The organism is Paraburkholderia humisilvae (assembly GCF_902859855.1).
GTDB classification, from domain to species: domain Bacteria; phylum Pseudomonadota; class Gammaproteobacteria; order Burkholderiales; family Burkholderiaceae; genus Paraburkholderia; species Paraburkholderia humisilvae.
Map to the genome: position 1 here is coordinate 15,554 of NZ_CADIKH010000059.1, position 19,288 is coordinate 34,841.

The following is a 19,288-nucleotide window of genomic DNA, read 5'->3' on the forward strand; positions in this document are numbered from 1 at the left end:
ATGTGACAAAAGATTCGAATCATGCCGTCGGCATCAAGGTGCGTAACACCAGAAATACGGCTGCCATCGGTGGTCCGTAACGTCTGAACGTTTATCAGCCCGTAGGGCGATTTCGGGGAATGCATTCGCGGCAGCGCGTTGGGCGCAGCGGGAATGCTGGCATCAATTCTTTGTGTTCGGGGAAGCAGAAATGGCGTCACGCGCGCGCGCAAAACAACATCTTCACCACTCGTCGACAGCATTGAGCGCGAGCGTTCGTCCATTGTGCCGCGCGATTGCGGTGATGCTCGCAGCGGGGATGACCGCGCATGCGCATGCCGGGATGGTGAATCTCAGTGCGGCGGGTGGTCGGCCGGCGGGTGGCGCCGGCGGGGCGGGTGGCGCCGGGGTCACGAACCTCGGTGTATCGCCGCAGCAGGCGTTGCAACTGAGCCAGCCGTCGATTCGAAACCTTGCGCACGCGGCGCAGGGGATTGCGCAGCAGATCGCGGCGCAGCAGGCGGCGGCCGCAGCGGCCGCCAATGCGGCGAACGTGCCGAACGGCCTTGCTCCCGGCGGATTGCAGGTGGCGCCGGGGGTCAGTGCGGATACGAACAACCCGAACCTGTGGATCAACGCGAACGCGCCCAGGCAGAGCGTCGATGCGAGCGGTCACGTGACGGTCGAAGTCGATCAGACCTCACAAAACGCAGTCGCGACGTGGCAGACGATGAACGTCGGCAAGCAGACCACGCTCTATTTCAACCAGTCCCCGGGCACACAGAGCAACGGCGCGAACAGCTGGGTCATTTTGAACCGGATCATGGATCCGTCGATGGCGCCGAGCCAGATTCTTGGCAGCATCAAGGCCGAAGGCTCGGTGTATGTGGTCAATCGCAACGGCATTCTGTTTGGACCGGGCTCGCAGGTTAACGTGCATTCGCTGGTCGCGACGTCGCTCGATCTGCTCAACCAGAACGATGTGATCAAGCAAAGCGGTACGGATATTGCGAGAAGCAACCAGCTGTTCCTCAGCGCACAAGGCGGGCTGGCTGCGCTGGAGGCGTCGAATGTAACCGGTCAGACGGGCGCCCCCAACGAGGTGCTGGGGCTCGGCTATCAGGTCAAGGTGAATTCTCCGACCGACTACGAGTTGCCCGGCAGCGTGACGATCGCGCCAGGCGCATCCATCACGACGCAAACAAACGGCACGGCCAGCGATGGAGGGTTTGTTCTGGTTGCCGCGCCAAATGTGAACAACGGCGGCAGCATCACGTCGACCGGCGGTCAGGTGGTGCTGGCCGCAGGGGTCGGCGTGAGCCTGACGCCGAATCCGGCAATGCCGCAGCAGTTGAAGCCCGAGCTGAGTGGTCAGCTGATCGTGCAGACTGGCCCGGTCAGTTCCGTGGACGTGACGCCGGCGGGCGCGTTGGTCAATACTGGCCTGATCCAGGCCGCGCGCGGCAACGTGACACTGCTCGGCAGCAGCGTCCAGCAGAACGGCGTCGTTGGCGTGACGACCAGCGTGAACACGCCGGGGTCCATTACGATCTCGACTGTCGACGAATACTATGCGAATACGCCGACTGGAACGGCCTACAGCAATACAGGGCCGATTGGACCGGGACTGAGTGGGCGAGGGCTAGACACGCACCGTGCAGGGCTGCTGAGTTTCGGTTCGGATTCGGTGACGACGGTGATGCCGGACAACGATGGCCAGACCGCGACTTCGGCGCCGGGCACGGTCTTCACGGCCGGCAACATCACGATGACCGGCGGCTCGATCTGGTTCCAGTCGGGGTCGCTGATTGAAGCGCCGGGCTCGACTGTTTCAGTCGCCGCATTGACGCCCAATCAGGGGGCGTCGCCGTCGGTGACGCCCCCTGGCGACACGGCAGTGCAAGGGCGCATCTATCTGGACACCGGTGCGACGATCGACGTGTCGGGTCTGTCGAATGTCGCACTGCCGATAGCCGATACGCTGGTGACGGTGCCGCGCATCGGCCAGAACGAGCTGGCCGATTCGCCGTTGCTGCGCAACGGCTTTTTGTTCGGTTTGCAGAATGTCGTGTTCGACAGCACGCTCACCGGTACGCGCAGCGACGGCGTGCAATGGGTCGGCAGCCCGCTCCTGAATCTCTCCGGCTATGTGAACCTGATTCCGCGCACGATCGACCAGCTGTTGATCAACGGCGGCACGATTATCCTTTCGGGTAACGAAGTGATGACTGCCGCGGGTTCGTCGCTGAATCTGAACGGCGGCTATATCCACTATCTCGGCGGCATGGTCAACACGACGCGCCTGATCGACTCGAACGGCGCGATCGTGCCGATCGGGCAGGCGGACCCGAACGATACGTTTGTCGGCATTGCTGGCCAGTTCGTCGACAATCATCCGCGCTGGCATATCACCAACACGTACACGGACCCACTGCTCGCGGGCGGCACGTACGAAGGGGACTTCATCGTTGGCGGCAATGCAGGCACGCTGGACCTGTTCGCGTCATCGGCCATGGTGCTTGACGGCGATATCACCGCGCAGGCGTTGAGCGGCTCGAAGCAGGTGCAGGGCAACGACCAGGCAACCGGCGGCACATTCAACCTCGGCGCCGACCCTGCGCTCAAGCTGCTTGGCAATCTCGCGGGTCTTACGCTGCGCGCCGACACGTCGATAACCGGTCAGACCGGCACCATTATCCTGCAGAACAGCGCGCCGCAACTGACCGACCAGGCGCCGGATTTCTCGATCGACACGCCGCTTGATACGGACGCGCTGAACGCGCTTTCGCCGAGCGATCCAAACAACCTGCGGGCCACAACTGTTGTGCCGACCGATACGCTCGCTGCGGGTGGATTCGCGAACGTGAATCTGACGGCGAATGGCACCAATTCCAACGGCTTCATCGTGGCGGAAGGTTCGCAGCTGGTGCTGCAGCCGGGCGGCTCGCTGGTGATGAAGGGCGGGCCGTCCACGGAAGTGCTGGGCTCGCTGATCGTGCCGTCGGGCAACATCTCGATCAGCTCGGCGAAGATTGTGGTCGGTCCGGATGCGTTGCTGAGCGTCGCGGGCCAGTGGATCAACAACGACACGCAGCTGGCATCCGATACGACGCCTGGCGGCAGCGAATACATCAACGGCGGCAGCATCACGTTGACCTCGGCCAATACCGATCTGCAGGCAGGCAGCGTGATCGACGTATCGAGCGGCGGCGAGATGCTGGCCAACGGCCAGATGCTGATGGAAAACGGCATTCCGGTCGGCGAGGGCGGCAGCCTGTCGTTGCTCAATGGCATCAACGGCTTATTTTCGAATGACGTTCCGCAAAGCAGCGGTCTTACCATCGACGGCACCATACGCAGCTTCGGATTTTCGGGCGGCGGAACGCTGACGCTGCAGGCGAACGGTTTCCAGATCGGCGGTGATCCGTCGTCTGCACCGATCTGGTCGTTCTTTTTGCCAACGGACTTCTTCTCGCAACAAGGTTTCGGCAGCTACGTACTGAACGCCGTGCTCGATGCAACGGTAGCGCCCGGCGCCAAGGTAACCGTCACGCAACAGAACCTGATGCCGAATCTGCCGGCATTGCAGCATGCCGCGAGCGGCGCTGACCTGTCGACAAGCGGTCTTACTTCCGTTGGCACAATTGAGCCGTACTATCGTCAGCCGACCAGTCTTGTCATCACGGCGGGCGGGTATGTGGCCAATCACGCAAATTCGTCACAAGGCGGTGGACCGGTTCCCGACATACCGGGCGTAACGGGCGCTGTGACGGTGGCGCAAGGTGCGGCGATTGTGGCCGATGCGGGTGCGAACATCAGTCTCGGGTCGCCGACGCAGGTGACGGTACTCGGAGCGCTAATCGCGCCGGGCGGCTCGATCACGCTGAGCGCGGACAGCAACGGCGTGCTGCCTGGACAGAGCACCGGCACCCTGTTTACGAGCGACAGCAAGTCCGTATGGCTCGGGCAGGATGCGGTACTGGACGTCTCCGGCGTCGCGTTGACCAATCCGCTTGCAACGCCGGTAAGAAACGGCCTGACTACGTTCGTTCCGAACACCGGCAAGGTGTTGTCTGGCGGCACGGTGTCGATCTCGGACGACTCCGGTTATATCGTTGCCGAGAAGGGCTCGGTGATCAACGTGTCGGGCGTGTCGGCGAACTTCGACCAGTTGCAGGCGAATGGCGTGTACGCGTCGCAGCCGGTATGGAGCGATGCGGGCTCGATCACGCTGTCCGCGACCAGCGGCCTGTATTTCGACGGTACGCTGCAAGCGCACGGAGGTGCGCCGCAGGCGCAAGGCGGCACGCTGACGATCCTTCCTGATGCTAATGCGGTCACAAAAGTCTTCGAGCCTCACGGCGCCAGCACCGATCTGACCGGCGCGACCGCACTCATCATCCAGCAAAGCGGCGATTTGGTACCGGCAGGACTCGCGCCGGGGCAAAGCCTTGCCGATATCGTTGGTGAGACGGGCGTGCTGCAATTCTCGGCAGATCGGCTCGATGGCTCAGGCGTCGGCACGCTCGTGCTGGGCAGTCCGATTCCCAACATCACGACCAACGCGGTGCCGCCGATTATCTTTAGCGGCAATGTTGACCTCAGCACGAGCCAGGCCGTCATCATCAATTCAGGCACGGTTGCCGCGCTCAGCAGCGAGCAGGTGGCTAACCTTCTGCCGACCGGCGTTCCCGGACACCTGCAGGCGCCGGTGAGCACGTTGGCTGCCGCGCTCACGTCAGGCACCCCGACGGACACCGACGTCACGATCAGCGCGCCCTATGTCGCGATTTCCGGGCCGTTTTTCGGCACGACACCGCAGTCGCAGACAACGTTACCGGCATCTGGGGATGGCACGCTCAACGTCAACGCGTCGTTTATCGACCTGGAAAATGCATTCCAGTTGAGCAATTTCGGGCAGGCCACCTTTACGAGTAGCGGAGACATTCGCCTCAGCTCGACGAATACCTCAGACACCGTGCTTGCGCCGGGCGTGATCTATACGCCGGGCAATCTGACTTTCAAGGCGGCGGATCTGTATCCATCGACGGGCAGCACGTTCGTGATCGATGCGGTCGCTCCGGCCGATTCGAGCGGCAACCGTGCACCCACAACCGTGACATTCGAGTCAAATGGCCAGTCGAGCGTGCCGCTGTCGGCGGGCGGCACGCTGGTTGTGGATGCAACCAACATCATGCAGGGCGGCGCCGTGCGTGCGCCGTCCGGCAGCCTCATCTTCGGCGTCGGCGATCCGACCGACCCCAATGCACTGCCGACGACCGCATATACCAATTTACCCGCGGTCGCAACGGATTCGGTGACGTTCGCGAGCGGGAGCCTGACGTCGGTGTCGAACGACGGCTCGATCATTCCGTATGGAACGACGGTCGATGGTGTCGAATGGCAGTTCAATCCGATACCGTCGCAAACCACCGGGACGCCGGATCTGAACGCGCCGCCGGCCAAGTTCATCAGCGCGAACGGCAGCAGCGTGGCGCTCAATGCCGGTGCGACGATCGACCTGTCGGGCGGCGGCGACCTGCTGGCAACGGAATGGGTGCCGGGCACGGGCGGCACGCGCGATGTCCTGTCGCAATACAACGTCAGCTTCGCGTCGAACCCGAGCGGCAGCGCAGTGCCGGTGAATGTCGGCGCGTCGAACGTCTATGCGATCGTGCCGGGTGCGCAGACCCCGGTAGCGGCGTACGATCCGTATTTCGCGCAGACGGTGCAACCGTCGGTTAACGCGAACGGTTCGGCTGGGACAACCACGTTGAGCGACGGCGTCGGCCATGCGGCGCTGAACGGCCCAATCGGCCAGTCGGTTTATCTGTCCGGTGTACCGGGTCTGCCCGCAGGGTTCTATACGCTGCTGCCGGGCAAGTATGCAACGCTGCCCGGTGCTTTCCGCGTGACGCTGGCCACGGCAAGCGGTCCAGTCATACCGGGCGCGAGCAAGACGCTGCCCGATGGCACGGTGATGGTTGCCGGTTATTTCGGCAATGCACTGGACGGCAGCCGCAGCGCAACGCCGACCTTGTTCAACGTGCAGTCGGGCGCGGTTTGGCAGCAGTATTCGCAATACACGCTGACCAGCGCAAATGCCTTCTTCCCGAATCTGGCAGCCAGCGCGGGTAATGTCACGCCGCCGCTTCCTGTCGACGCGGGGCACCTGGTGCTGGCCGCGACCAACGCGCTTGCGCTGGGCGCGAAACTCAATACCGAGGCCGGGCCAGGCGGCGCGCCGGCGGAAGTCGATATCGCATCAGCGGACATCCAGATTCTCGGCAACGGTGAGGCCGGGTTGCAAGGCTATCTGCAGATCAGCGCCGACGAGCTCGACGCACTCGGCGCGGGCAGCCTGCTGATCGGCGGCACACGCACGCAGACGAACACGGGTATTACGATCGATGCGATCGCCAATAGCGTCGTGGTGTCGAACGATGCGGCCAGTCCGCTAACGGGCCCGGAAATCCTGCTGGTCACGAATGCCGACCCGAACAGCACCGACCCGAACGCCGCGAACGGCTTGCGCATCGACGCGGGCAGCGTCATTCAGGCCAAGGGCGACTATCCTGCCGCGAAGGACGTGCCGATTACGATCGGCGTGGCGCCGGACAGCAGCGGAAAGGGGGGAGTATCCGGGGACGGTGCGCTGTTGCGCGTATCGAACGGTAGCGACGCTGTCGTGACTCGCCTCAATACCACGGATGCAGCGACCAACCCCGGCATACTGACAGTCGGCGCGGGCGCGACCATTGCCGGTGGTGAAGCACTGACACTCGATTCTTCCGGCAACCTGAGGTTTGATCCCACCGCGATGTTCTCGGGCAACTCGATTGCCGTGGACGCATCGGCGATCACCTTCACGAACCAGTCGGGTGAAGCCGCGGCTGCATTGCCGGGCTTTGTGGTCAGCGAGGCGCAACTCGCACAACTGTCGAACGCAAAGGAAGTCATTCTGCGCAGTTCGGGCGCGATGACTTTCGATGGCGACGTCAACGTGACGTTCGGCACCGACGTGGACCTGAGCGCCGGCACATTCACGAGCGATGGCGGCGCGGCGACGCTTAACGGTCAGCGTATTGCCTTCACGAACGAAATCGGGTCGCCGACCAGCGCGGCGGGCACAGCAGGTTCCGGCACGCTAACTGTCAACGCGAACGAAATCGACTTCGGCACCGGCGACAAGACGACGGCTGGTTTCAATGCGTCCGCGTTCAATGCGACTGGCGGCATTGTCGGCCAGAATACCGGGACGTTCGATTTCGGCGCGCAGGGCGTGACGCTCAGCGCACCGGTTTATCTGGCCGATACCAGTTCGGATCAGACGATCGAGACGACCGGTACGCTGAACCTGAACGCGAACCAGGGCAAAGCGCTCGGGCTGACACCAGTCGGCGGCGCATTGTCTTTCACCGGCGGCACGCTCAACGACAACGGCGCGACGATCGTCGCGCCGGCCGGCAATGTGAGCCTCGAAGCGACGACCGGTGACCTGACGGTTAGCAACGGTTCCTTGGTGAGCGCTACGGGCGTTGCGAAGCAGTTCTTCGACCTCACGGTTTTTGCGCCCGCGGGTTCGATCTCGCTGATCGCGGACAAGGGCAGCGTGAACGTGCAGAGCGGCGCGACGCTCGACTTCTCGGGCGCAAGCGGCGGTGGCGCGGCCGGCAGCGTGACGCTGTCGGCGCCTGAGCAGGTCGTGAACCTGAGCGGCACAATCAAGGGCAACGCGGCGAAGGGCTATGCGGGCGGCTCGTTCTCGCTGGACACCGGCGGCGCGGTAGACCTTGATGGCCTCGCGACTGTGCTGGCCGCAAGCGGCGTGAATAACAGCATTGCCGTGCAGACCAACGCCGGCAACCTTATGCTGTCAGCGGGCAATACGCTCACCGCCCATTCGGTGTCACTGACGGCCGACGGCGGCGCGGGCAATGCTTCCGATGCGGCGAACGGCAATGTGATCATCAACGGCACGATCAATGCCAATGGCGTGGCGACCGCATCGGGCGCTGTCGCGGGCGGGACGATCGATCTCTATGGCAAGAGCAGCGTGGATGTGGAAGGCACGCTGCTGGCCGAGAGTTCGGATGCCTACATTCTCGTCAATTCCGTGCCCACCGCGAACCCGAACTCCACGAAGCTGGGCGGTACGATCAACATCGGCACGAGCGGCACGCCGACGGACAACTCGTATAACGCGCAGTACGGGTACGAGAACGTGTCGCTGGCCAACTCGGGTCTGATCAAGCTCGGCGCGAACGCCCGGATCGATGTCTCGGGCGGCGGGGCGCTGACGGTCGCGGCGAATGGTCTCAAAGGGGGCGTGGTCAATCTGCGCGCGCCGCTGCTCGATGACGGCACCGTCAATGTGACACTGGGCATGTCCGATCCCGCGAGCCAGATTGTCGGCGCACGCGCGGTGAACATGCAGGCATACGCGGTGTGGAGTACGACCGACAATACGACGGGTCCGCAGCACTTCGACGGGATCGTCGATCCGTCCGGCTGGTACGACAGCCATGGCAACCTGCTCGCGGGAACCTTCACGAGCCAGGACGGCAGCACGACGATCACCTACACGCCGGGAGCCGATGGTGCACTCGGCACCTTCACGACCAACGGCACGACCACGGCAGCGACGGCCGATCAGCTCGCGAGCGATCTCGAGAACTTTTACTTCGCACCGTCATCGGCTAACACCGATCACGAAACGTTCTACGGCTATAAAGACGGAGACTCGTCGAAAGGCGCCGGCACGCTGATGGGCTTCGTCGAAAACGGTCTCGACGGCGTGGCGACGCAGTTCGCGAACACTGGCATCACGAACTTCGCCGTGGTGCCGGGCATCGAACTCGACAATCCGAGCCCGAGCATCAATGACGGCGACATCTCGATTTTGACGCCGTGGAATCTGGGCGCCGGCAGTTCGACGGACCTGGCGTTCCGCTTTCATGGTGAGGCGCCGGTTATCACGTTCCGTGCTGAAAACGACGTCAAGGTGGAAGCGAGCCTGTCGGACGGGTTCTTTCAGATTGCGAATCCCACGGGCATTGGGGCTTCGATAGTTGCACCGGGTTTTAACTACACCTACTCCACTGAACATGCCGCCCTGTATGGGCCGGCCTACTATTACGGCGGGTTCTATCTCAAGTACGGTTATGTTTCGCCCATTCTTGCCCCGGCGAAGCTGAGCGGTTCGTCTGATCTGACCTCTGAATATTATGCGCTTTATCACGAGTACATTGAGCTGCTGCTTCAACCTCAAACCGCCGTCGAGAAAGAATTTTCTCAACAGGGCACCGGACCGCTTGCTCTGCTTCATGTCCCTAATGGCGCTCACAAGGTAAATAGCTGGTTGAGCCAGCCGCTCATTGCCGGGCAGCCGACATTGACAGTTCCGTATCCGACGACGGGCGACCCGACGCAATACCTGCAGTACCTTGGGAATTACACGGCGTACCTCGACAGCGTGATCACTTATGCGATGACGAACGGGGTCACGCCTCATCTGGAGTGGGTGCAGCCTCCACCGACTTCCTTGAGCAGCGTGATTGCGCCGGGAACGGTCATTGTGATCAGTCCTTCGGCCACGGACAATTCACCGTCGCCTGTTCCGGTAGCCGGCAATTCGTTACCGCTTCAGTCCGCGTCGCTGATGGGCGGGAACAGTACGAGCTTCAACATTGTCGCGGGCGCCAACCTTGCGAGCGCCAATCCGCTTGCACTGCAGGCCGCGGCACTCTTCACGCCATCGTCAGGCGACCCTGCAACGGAAAACGGCAGTGTGATACTGGATGGACATTTTGCGTTCAACAACGCGAACAACCCGAACTCGCCCGATAAGCAGACCTTGCTGGCGCCGACGACGATCCGTACCGGCAACGGCTCGATCTCGATCGCCGCTGGAAACGACATAACGCTTGCGGATACGCTTGCCCCCGGTGTGATCTACACGGCCGGCGTGCCCGTAGCGGGGACGGTCCAAGGGGGCACGGCGAGCATTCTCCCGGCCAGTCCCAATCAATCTCTGCCGGATCTCATCGTCTCGCCTACCGTCAGCCCCTACGCGGCGGGCGATATCAATGTTCACGCGCAAGGCGATATCACCGGTGTCGAAAATGTGGTCGACACGACGGGCGCACTGACGGGCCAGGCTGGCGTGAACATCAGCCAGTTCTGGTGGCAGTGGATGCAAACGAACAATCAGACAGGTCCGGTCGGGTTGACTACACCCACCACGCAAACCGTCCAGACTTCGATCAACTTCGGCGCGTTCGATCAGGGGATCATGAGTGTCGGCGGCAATGTGTCCGTCAGCGCGGGCGGTGACATCACGAATCTTGCCGTTTCGCTGCCCACTACGTGGTATCTGACAAACGCCACGACCGACAATCCGATTGTCAATACGGTCGGCGGCGGGGATCTTACTGTCAGGGCCGGTGGGAACATTCTGAGCGGTGACTATTTCGTCGCGAAGGGTACCGCGACGATTAGCGCAGGCGGGCAGATCGGGGTGGGTTTGAGCGTGTCGTCAAACCTCGTGGGGCAGGCGCCGGTAGATGTGGCGCCGCTCTTTGCGTTGCAAGACGCAGTACTGAACGTTAGCGCCCGCCAAGGTGTGAATGTAGGTGGAGTGTTCGACCCGTCGTATCTCAAAGGCGGCGATGGTAAGGGTTATTCGTCCACGTCGGCCATCAATGTCGAATCGACGACAGGTGATGTTCAGTTCGGAACGCTGAATGTACAGCAACTGAGCTCGCTTCACGCCATTGGCGAAGCGGGCAGTGTTCTGCCTGCAACCGTGGATCTAACTGCCTTCACGGGTGGGATAACAGTTGCATCCGGTGGCGAACTGTTCCCGTCGGCAACGGGAAATCTGAACCTCATCGCGGATCAGTCGGTGAACCTTTCCAGCGTGAGCGGTTTAACTGTCAAGCAGATTGGTGGCGCTACCAATACTGCGTCAGTGTTCGGCATGCTGGATGTCGATCCGGCACAGATGCCCTCGCCGCTCGATCCCGACGCGATTATTCCTTTCCCGGACGACATCGGCACGACCGCGCACGCTCTGAGCGCGTTGCATGCGGATGACACGGACCCGGTGCGCATCTATAGCCTGAACGGCAGCATTATCGACGGCATTCTGGAACCGGCCGGGAAGGCCAATGCGGGGTCCTACGATAATCTGATTCGCCTGGTCGTCGACAAACCCGCACTGCTTCAGGCTGGCCAGGATATCTTGAATCTCGCTTTCCAGGGTCAGAATCTGCGTACCGACGACGTGACGCGTATCCTCGCGGGTCGCGATATTCTCGATACGCCGCTCGTGCGTGGTGACCTTACGATACCGAGCTTGGTGCTCGGCGGACCTGGTACGTTCGATGTCGAAGCCGGCCGTAATATCGGGCCACTGTCGAATGAACAGGATGCGATAGCCAGCAACGCAGGGGGGGTGAATACCACTCCCAGTGCCCATCCTCCACTAGGGATCGAAGCGATCGGCAACGCGGCGAATCCAAACTTGCCGCACGAGAGTGCGAACGTTCAGGTGCTATTCGGAATAGGGCCGGGCGTCGACTATGCCACGTTCATCTCCTCGTACATCGACCCCGCCAGCACGGTGACCGGCGTGCCGAGCTCGACGCCGGCACTGATCGCCTTCATGGAACAGTACGATGCGGGCCTCGACGTGGATACGGGGTTTGCGCAGGACAAAGCAGCGGCGCTGGCCAAAGTGGGAACGCTGACGACGGAGCAGGCGTGGTCGCAATTCCAGGCGTTGCCTTCATACGTGCAGCAGATGTTCGCACAGCAGGTGCTCTTCAGCGTGCTGACGGACGTGGGCAACGACTTCAACAATCCGTCGAGCCCATTCTTCCATCAGTACGCGCGCGGGTATCAGGCGATCAATACGCTGTTCCCGGCTTCGCTCGGTTATACCGCGAACAACCTGGATGGCGGCAACAACGGCGCAAACAAGCTGGTGGATACCGGCGATCTTGACATTCGCAGCACCACGATCCAGACGCAGCAGGGCGGCAACGTCAGCATTCTCGGCCCTGGCGGACAGGCGCTGATTGGCAGCACGTCGGCGCCACCGGAGATCGTCAACGCCAGTGGCAACGTTGTGGCGGGCCCCAGCACGATGGGTATCCTCACGCTCGAGCAAGGCGATATCGATATCTTCACCGATCGCAGCGTGCTGCTCGCGCAAAGCCGGATCTTCACCGAGCAGGGCGGCGGGATGACGATCTGGAGTTCGAACGGCGATATCAACGCGGGTAAGGGCGCGAAGTCGGCGGCGGATATTCCGGCGCCGGTCTATGTGTGCGACGTGAACCACTACTGTACGGTGGACGCGCGTGGCGAGGTGACAGGCGCGGGTATTGCAACCCTGCAGACCATTCCTGGCGCGGCGCCAGGCGACGTAAACCTGATCGCGCCGCGCGGCACGGTTGACGCGGGTGACGCGGGCATTCGCGTGTCGGGCAACCTGAACGTCGCCGCGTTGCATGTGGCGAATGCGGACAACGTGCAGGTGCAGGGCACCGCCACCGGTATTCCGACAGTCTCAGCGGTGGATACCGGCGCGCTGACCGCGGCGAGCGCGGCCGCGTCGGCCGCGACAGAGCTGGCGCAGGATCTTGTGAAGAGGAACGCGTCCGGTGGGGCGCCTCGTCACTGGATCATCTCCGTACGCGTTGAAGGTTTCGGCGACACAGGCGATGACGAGAGCAAGAAACGCACGCCGGGGCAGGTCAGCTACGATTCTTCGAGCGCGGTGTCGATTCTGGGCTTCGGTGCTGTCGGGCAAACGCAGCGGGCAGTGCTCAGCAACGCGGAACGGGACAAGATGGGGAAGATCTAGCGCGCGTGGGGGGGACCGTCACGGCCCTGTGAATCGGGGCCGTGACGTGCTAACGAACTACAGGCAATGTGCTTGCAGTGCCATACAGACATTAGCGACCCTGAACCGGCCCGGTACAGACGACCGCATTGCCGATGTTCAATCTGAACCCGTGGGTGTCGGACAGGAAGTCGTTGCCGATCTCCGAGAGGAAGGTCGCTGGCACCACGTCGAAGCCATAGCCGTGAATGAGCGCGGCGTTGCTGTGGTAGTGCGTATTCAGGAAGTTCACGATACTGGACGTAGCTGATGGGTTGGCATAGCACTGGCTCAGGATAATCTCGCTCGTACCGGAGATCGGATAGCCCAGCGTCGGGTTGCTGACGATTGGCACCCAGTTCGTTTGCACGCGGGCACGAACAAGCGTGGTCGGGGCCGCCACCGTGCCGGCGGCGAGTGCTGCGTTCTGGAACGTCGGAACCAGGTCCGTACGGGTCGCCGCGTTGCGCAGGCTGGCCACCGGGAGCTTGTTGGCCTTTGCCGGTGAGCTCGACGGGGCGAGGAACGCGTTTGTGTAGGCCGGGCTCAGGTAGCCAACGGCCGCACCTGATTGAGCCAACAGCGAGGCGGCGACGCCGTCGTCGCCGCTCGCCGCAATAAAGTTGCCCGGCGTTTTGCTGACGGGAAAAGACTCGCGAAGTTTTGTGTCTCGACGAACTTCGTGACCGCACCCGACGGCGCCGGGCACACCTGTGCGAGGTGCGCAGTCAGCAGGTCGGTCATGCCGCTGTCGGCGTCCGATTGATAGATCACCTTGATCGGGGCACCTGGATACCGCACACCGGTGTCAGGGTTCGTGACGTCTTTCCAGTCCGTGATGGCGCCCGAGAAGATACCGCACAAGTCAGCATCATCCAGCGCGACGGTTGGCGTGAGCGACGGATCGTTCGGCAGCGCCGGGCCGGTTCCCGCCGGCGCATGGACGAACGCAATCGCGACCGGCGTGACGATATAGGGAATCTGGATTAGCGGGCCGCTTAGTATGCCGACCAAGCCGAGCGGATAGCTTGATAGTTGCGGGATGCTCAGCGGCACATCGCTGTTCGCGAAATCGACGGTGCCGCTCGCGGTGAGAGTGACGCTTGCCGCAGCAGACGTGAACTTCGTTGCGTCGTTGTCCAGGAATGCCGTTTGGCCCAAGCCTGAGCCGACGCCCCAATAGGCGAGCACGCCGCCCATGCCTTCGGCGGAAATCAGCGCTTGAATGACCTTCGAACCGCCGCCAAGCAGAGGCGCCGCTTGCGCATTTGCCGCGCCCAGACCGGAGAGCACAAGGGCAACAGCGAGGCTGATCTTACACTTACTGGATTGCATAAACATTCCTCCAAGTGAAAGCGGGCCAACTGTGCGCGGTGCCGTTGCTGCGTCGACACCGTCTGATCCGAAGTGCCGCTGACAGCGAACACCGCATTCTGGAATCGCCGTTCGGCATTCATGCCGATTGATGCGTTACGCAGGCTGGCCTGGAAGCAGTTCAAGAATGGAAAAGCGCCACGGACCTGCAGGGCAGGGCCGTGGCGCAACTACTAGCGAACTACAAGCAAATCGAGGACTTCAGACAAGTCCGCGATTAGCGACCCGTCACCGTGCAAACAGACGTATTGCCGATGTCGAGGTTGAACCCGCTGGTGTTCGACAGGAAGTCGGCACCGATGGCCGTCAGGTAGCTCGACGGCACCGTGGCGAAGCCATTGCCGTTAAGCAGCGCGGCGTTGCTGTTGTAGTGCGTCTTCAGGAAGTTCACGACAGCGGACGCAGCCGTCGAATCCGCATAGCACTGGCTCACGATGATCTGGCTCGTGCCGGAGATCGGGTAGCCCGCCGTCGGATTGCTGGCGGCCGGTACCCAGTTCGTTTGAACGCGGGCACGAACGAGCGTGGTCGGAGCCGCCACCGTTCCAACGGCGAGCGACGCATTGGCGAACGTCGGCAGGACGTCCGTGGTGGTTCCCGCAAGGCGCAGGCTGGCCACCGACAGGTTGTTCTGCTGAGCCGTCGTGCTCGACGGAGCGAGGAACTTGTTCGTGTAATCCGGGCTCAGGTAGCCGATTGCCGCACCCGACTGGGCCAGCAGCAACCCTGCCACGCCACCGCTGCCGCTCGCCGACTTGAAGTTAGCCGGCGGTTGCGACGACGGGAACAGGCTCGCGAAATTCTGCGTTTCGATGAACTTCGTGACCTGGCCGATCGGCGCCGGGCAAACCTGTGCGAGGTGAGCGGTCAGCAGATCGGTCGTGCCGCTGTTGTCCGAGCGATAGATCACCGTGATAGCGCCAGCCGGATAGTTCGAGCCGGTGTCGGGGTTCTGGACGTCTTTCCAGTCGCTGATAGCACCGGAGAAGATGCCGCACAGGTCAGCATCGTTCAGCGCGACGGTCGGCGTGTTCGACGGGTCGTTCGTAAATGCGGGGCCATTACCAGCCGGTGCGTGCACGAGCGGAATCGTGATCGGCGTGGTGATGTAGGGGATCTGGATCAGCGCGCCGCTCGACTGGCCGACCGTGCTCGACGCGTAGGCCGAGATCTGCGCAGCGCTCAGCGGTGCATCGCTGTTCGCAAAGTCGACCGTGCCGCTCGCCGTGAGGGTGGTGCCGGTCACGACAGACGTGAACTTCGTTGCGTCGTTGTTCAGGAACGCGGTCTGGCCGAGGCCCGAACCGACACCCCAATACGACAGTACGCCCGTGCCTTCGACGGTGATCGTCGGCTGAACGAGCGTCGAACCGCCGCCGAGCAGCGGAGCGGCTTGAGCAGCTGCAACTGCGCCAAAGCCGGTAACAACGAATGCAACAGCCAGACTAATCTTGCGCTTACTGGATTTCATGAAGATTCCTTCAAGTGAAGATAACGGGGGAACCAGCTGTGAGCAGTGACGCTATCGCGTCGACTGCCGGGAGCAATTTAGACGTTAATTGATCGATTGAGCGTGAATTTTTAGTAACGAATGGTCCGTAACATTTTGCCAGGCTCGATTGAGCGGCAGCAATCCGAATTGAATAGAGATATGAAATGGAAGCAAAGTGCCAACTTTGAGGAGGCTGTCCGCAGCGTACCCAACCGTTGTGGTCCGTCAGCGAGGCGGTACGCTATATAAGGCCGTGAACCTTATCCTGTAAGGTTCACGGCCCGAGCACTCATGCACGATGCAATGCGCAAAAACGTCGCATCCAGCATAGTTTGCCTTACCCGTTCAAAAAACACACAAGCACGATTCCGCAATCAGCCGCCTAATAACTTTTATCGCAAACCCGCATAAAACCTTAAATCGATTTAAACTCGTCTAGACGATCGAACATTTAAATCACCCGTGGTGGTTTTAATCAAAACTCAATCCAACCCCGCAAAAGACCACAAATCTCCACATTCGACATCCGTAAAACGGGGGCGTCAAAATGTTACGCAACACCTGTCACAAAATTGCTCCTGTCGGCTGCTTAGTCTTTGCCGGCGAATCCGTATGCGTCGCATCGAACGCAAAAGGGTCCGCGAGTCACGCGCCGCATCGCGCCTGCGCGTCCGTTTCGGCCCGCGCCGCATGCCGGCATCGATTTCAGGTCTATGACACGCACACGTTCCCGTTCCCGACGTCACCATGCAACAACCTGCGCGATGCTGGTTCTCAGCCTCCTGTCGACACCGCACGTGCACGCGCAGCAGCAGGTCAGCCTCAGCTTCTCGAACGTCGATATCAGCCAGGTCGCGAAGGCGATCGGCGCTGCGACGGACACGACGATCATTGTTGACCCGCGTGTCAAAGGACAGCTGAACCTCGTTTCCGATAACCCCGTGAGCAAGGAACTCGCGCTGAAGACGCTCGAGTCCGCGCTGCGCATGCAAGGCTTTTCGCTCGTGCGCGACAACGGCATTCTGAAGGTCGTGCCGGAAGCGGACGCGAAGCTGCAAGGCGTGCCCACCTACGTCGGCAATACGCCTAAGGCGCGCGGCGACCACGTGATTACGCAGGTTTTCCGGCTGCGCAACGAATCGGCGAACAACCTGCTGCCCGCGCTGAAGCCGCTGGTCAGCCCGAACAACACGATTGCCGCGTACCCGGCCGACAACACACTGATCGTTACCGACTACGCGGACAACGTGCGGCGTATCGCCGACATCATCGCGGGCGTCGATGGCAACGCGTCGCAGAGGGTCGCGGTCGTGCCGCTCAATCACGAAAGCGCGGTCGACCTCGAACCGATCGTGCAGAAAATGCTGGACCCGAGCGCCGTCGGCAATACCGATGCGACGCTGAAGGTGTCGGTCACCGCGGACTCGCGTATCAACGCGCTGCTGCTGCGTGCAAGCGACCCCGGCCGCATTCGCGATGCGAAAGCGCTGATCGCGCAACTCGACGCGCCGACGCGCGTGCCCGGCAATATGCATGTCGTGCGGCTGCAGAACGCGAATTCCGTCGAACTTGCGAAGGTGTTGCGCGGGATGCTCGGCTTAGGGGGCGGCGATAGCGCATCAGATTCGGACAAAAGCTCGAAAAGCTTTAACGACAACAATGGCGGTTTCGGGAGCAAGAGCGGCAGCAACGGCAGTTCGGGCAACGGCGGTTCGTCGTCGACCGGCACGCCGGGTATGCCGCCATTGCCCAGTTCATCGGATAGCACCGGCGGTTCGACCTACGGCAGCGGCGCGAGCGGACCAGGCGGTCAAGGCGGACTGATTGCCGGCGCGCGCGGCGGCGCCCCCGGTAGCGACAACGGCTCGGGCGGCATGATTCAGGCGGACCCGGCGACGAACTCACTCGTGGTGACGGCACCCGAGCCCGTCTATCGGAATGTGCGCAACGTGATCGACCAGCTCGACGTGCGCCGCGCGCAGGTCTATCTTGAAGCGATGATTGTCGAGATGAGCGCGACGTCGGCGGCGAATCTCGGCGTGCAGTGGCAAGGTGCGTTGCAGTCGAATGGCGGCAACAACATCCTGTACGGAACGTCAAACTTCAATGTGCCGCCGACGAGCCAGGGCATCGTCAACCTGACCGCGCAAGGCCAGTCGATTGCACAGAATCTGTCGACCGCGGCGACCACCACGTTGTTGAACAACGGCGTCAATATTGGCCTGATTCACAAGTTCGGCAATATCTTCGGGCTGGGTGCGCTCGTGCAGGCGCTGTCGACGGTCAGCGATGCGAGCATTCTTTCATCGCCGAATCTGATCACGCTCGATAACGAAGAAGCGCGCATTGTAGTCGGCTCGAATGTGCCGATTCAGACCGGGTCGATCGCAACGGGGACCACGGTGACGAGCGGTAGCGTCTCCGCGTTCAACACGTTCGATCGCGAGGACGTCGGCATCGTGCTTCATGTGAAGCCGCAAATCACGCACGGCGGTGCGATCAAGCTGCAGATCTATTCGGAAGATTCGTCGGTGGATCAGTCGTCGATCAATAACCCCGGCGGCGTGACGATCATCAAGCGCTCGGTGCAATCGACGGTGCTGTCCGACGATGGCGAAATCGTCGTGCTTGGCGGGCTGATTCAGGACAGCTACGCGGACGGCAACAACAAGGTGCCGCTGCTGGGCGACATTCCCTTAATCGGCTCGCTGTTCCGCGCTGAAAACAAGGCTCGCACGAAAACCAATGTGATGGTGTTCCTGCGGCCGGTGATTATTCGCGATGGTCAGACGCTCGCCGATATCTCCACGAACCGCTACGACTACGTGCGGGGCCAGACGCTTGACCAGTCGACCGACAACCGGATCATCCGCGATCACGATGTTCCGGTGCTGCCGCCACCCGCGCCTCCGCCTTCGCAGGGCGTGCCGGCGCAGAACGGGATCTTCGATTTGAACCAGATGCGGCGTCCGGTGCCGCCGCCACCGACTGGGCCGGTTGGGGCGGCGCCTGCGGCGCCGGCGTCGGATGTGTCGGGTGCGGCCGCGGATTCAACTTCGGCTTCGGTTCCGACCGCTACGGCGAATGGCAGTGTCGAGCCGAACGTGACTGTCGGCGCGCCGACGGTTTCGGCCGCTCAACCATCCAGCGCGGTGCCGCTCTTGGACCCTTCGTCCTCCGCCGGCGCCAACTATCAAAGAACGGATCAGCCATGACAGACGAAACGATGCTTTCTCCTGTCGCCCCCGCTGCGACGCAACCGCGTGAACCCGCGAGGCTCGATCCGTCGCGGATGCTGCCGTATGGTTTCGCGCGCAACGGTCAGATTCTGATTGCGAACCAGCAGGACGACACGATCGAAGTCTGGATCAGCGAACGCACGCCGATTTCGGCGATTGCCGAGGTATCGCGCAATGTGTCGATGGTGTCGCTGGTTTGCGTGCCCGCCGACGAACTCGCGCAGGCCATTAACGCCGCGTATTCGCGCCAGGACGGCAGCGCCGCGCAGGTGGTCGGAGAAGTGGAAGGCGAAGTCGATCTGTCGCGGCTGA

At 62.0% G+C, this 19,288-nt stretch carries 5 protein-coding genes and 1 pseudogene; 3 read left to right on the top strand and 3 right to left on the bottom strand.

Annotation, left to right across the window (positions count from 1 at the left end):
* The first annotated feature begins 190 nt into the window (after positions 1–190).
* On the top strand, positions 191–12,853 hold the full coding sequence (locus HV796_RS33815; protein ID WP_175232248.1) for a filamentous haemagglutinin family protein: 12,663 nt from the start codon (positions 191–193) through the stop codon (positions 12,851–12,853).
* A 91-nt stretch (positions 12,854–12,944) separates the two neighbouring features.
* Here HV796_RS33815 and HV796_RS44370 read toward each other — a convergent pair whose 3' ends face one another.
* From HV796_RS44370 to HV796_RS33825, 3 genes are all read right to left on the bottom strand, one after another.
* The gene (locus HV796_RS44370) at positions 12,945–13,451 is read right to left on the bottom strand and encodes a hypothetical protein (protein WP_246356182.1); all 507 of its coding nucleotides are present in this window, start codon (positions 13,449–13,451) and stop codon (positions 12,945–12,947) included.
* Positions 13,418–14,206 carry a substrate-binding domain-containing protein gene (locus tag HV796_RS44375; RefSeq protein ID WP_246356180.1) on the bottom strand — a complete coding sequence of 263 codons (789 nt, stop codon included), beginning with the start codon at positions 14,204–14,206 and terminating at the stop codon, positions 13,418–13,420. The genes HV796_RS44370 and HV796_RS44375 overlap by 34 nt, the downstream gene beginning before the upstream one ends.
* A gap of 256 nt (positions 14,207–14,462) precedes the next feature.
* On the bottom strand, positions 14,463–15,716 hold the full coding sequence (locus HV796_RS33825; RefSeq protein ID WP_175232249.1) for a substrate-binding domain-containing protein: 1,254 nt from the start codon (positions 15,714–15,716) through the stop codon (positions 14,463–14,465).
* A gap of 734 nt (positions 15,717–16,450) precedes the next feature.
* Between HV796_RS33825 and gspD the strand changes: the two genes are divergently transcribed.
* Both gspD and HV796_RS33835 read left to right on the top strand, forming a co-directional pair.
* A complete protein-coding gene (gspD, locus tag HV796_RS33830) occupies positions 16,451–18,952 on the top strand; it encodes a type II secretion system secretin GspD (RefSeq protein ID WP_175232250.1) in 2,502 nt (833 codons plus the stop codon).
* A gap of 11 nt (positions 18,953–18,963) precedes the next feature.
* Positions 18,964–19,288 (top strand): annotated as a pseudogene (locus HV796_RS33835) (type II secretion system protein GspE); the annotation flags it as partial.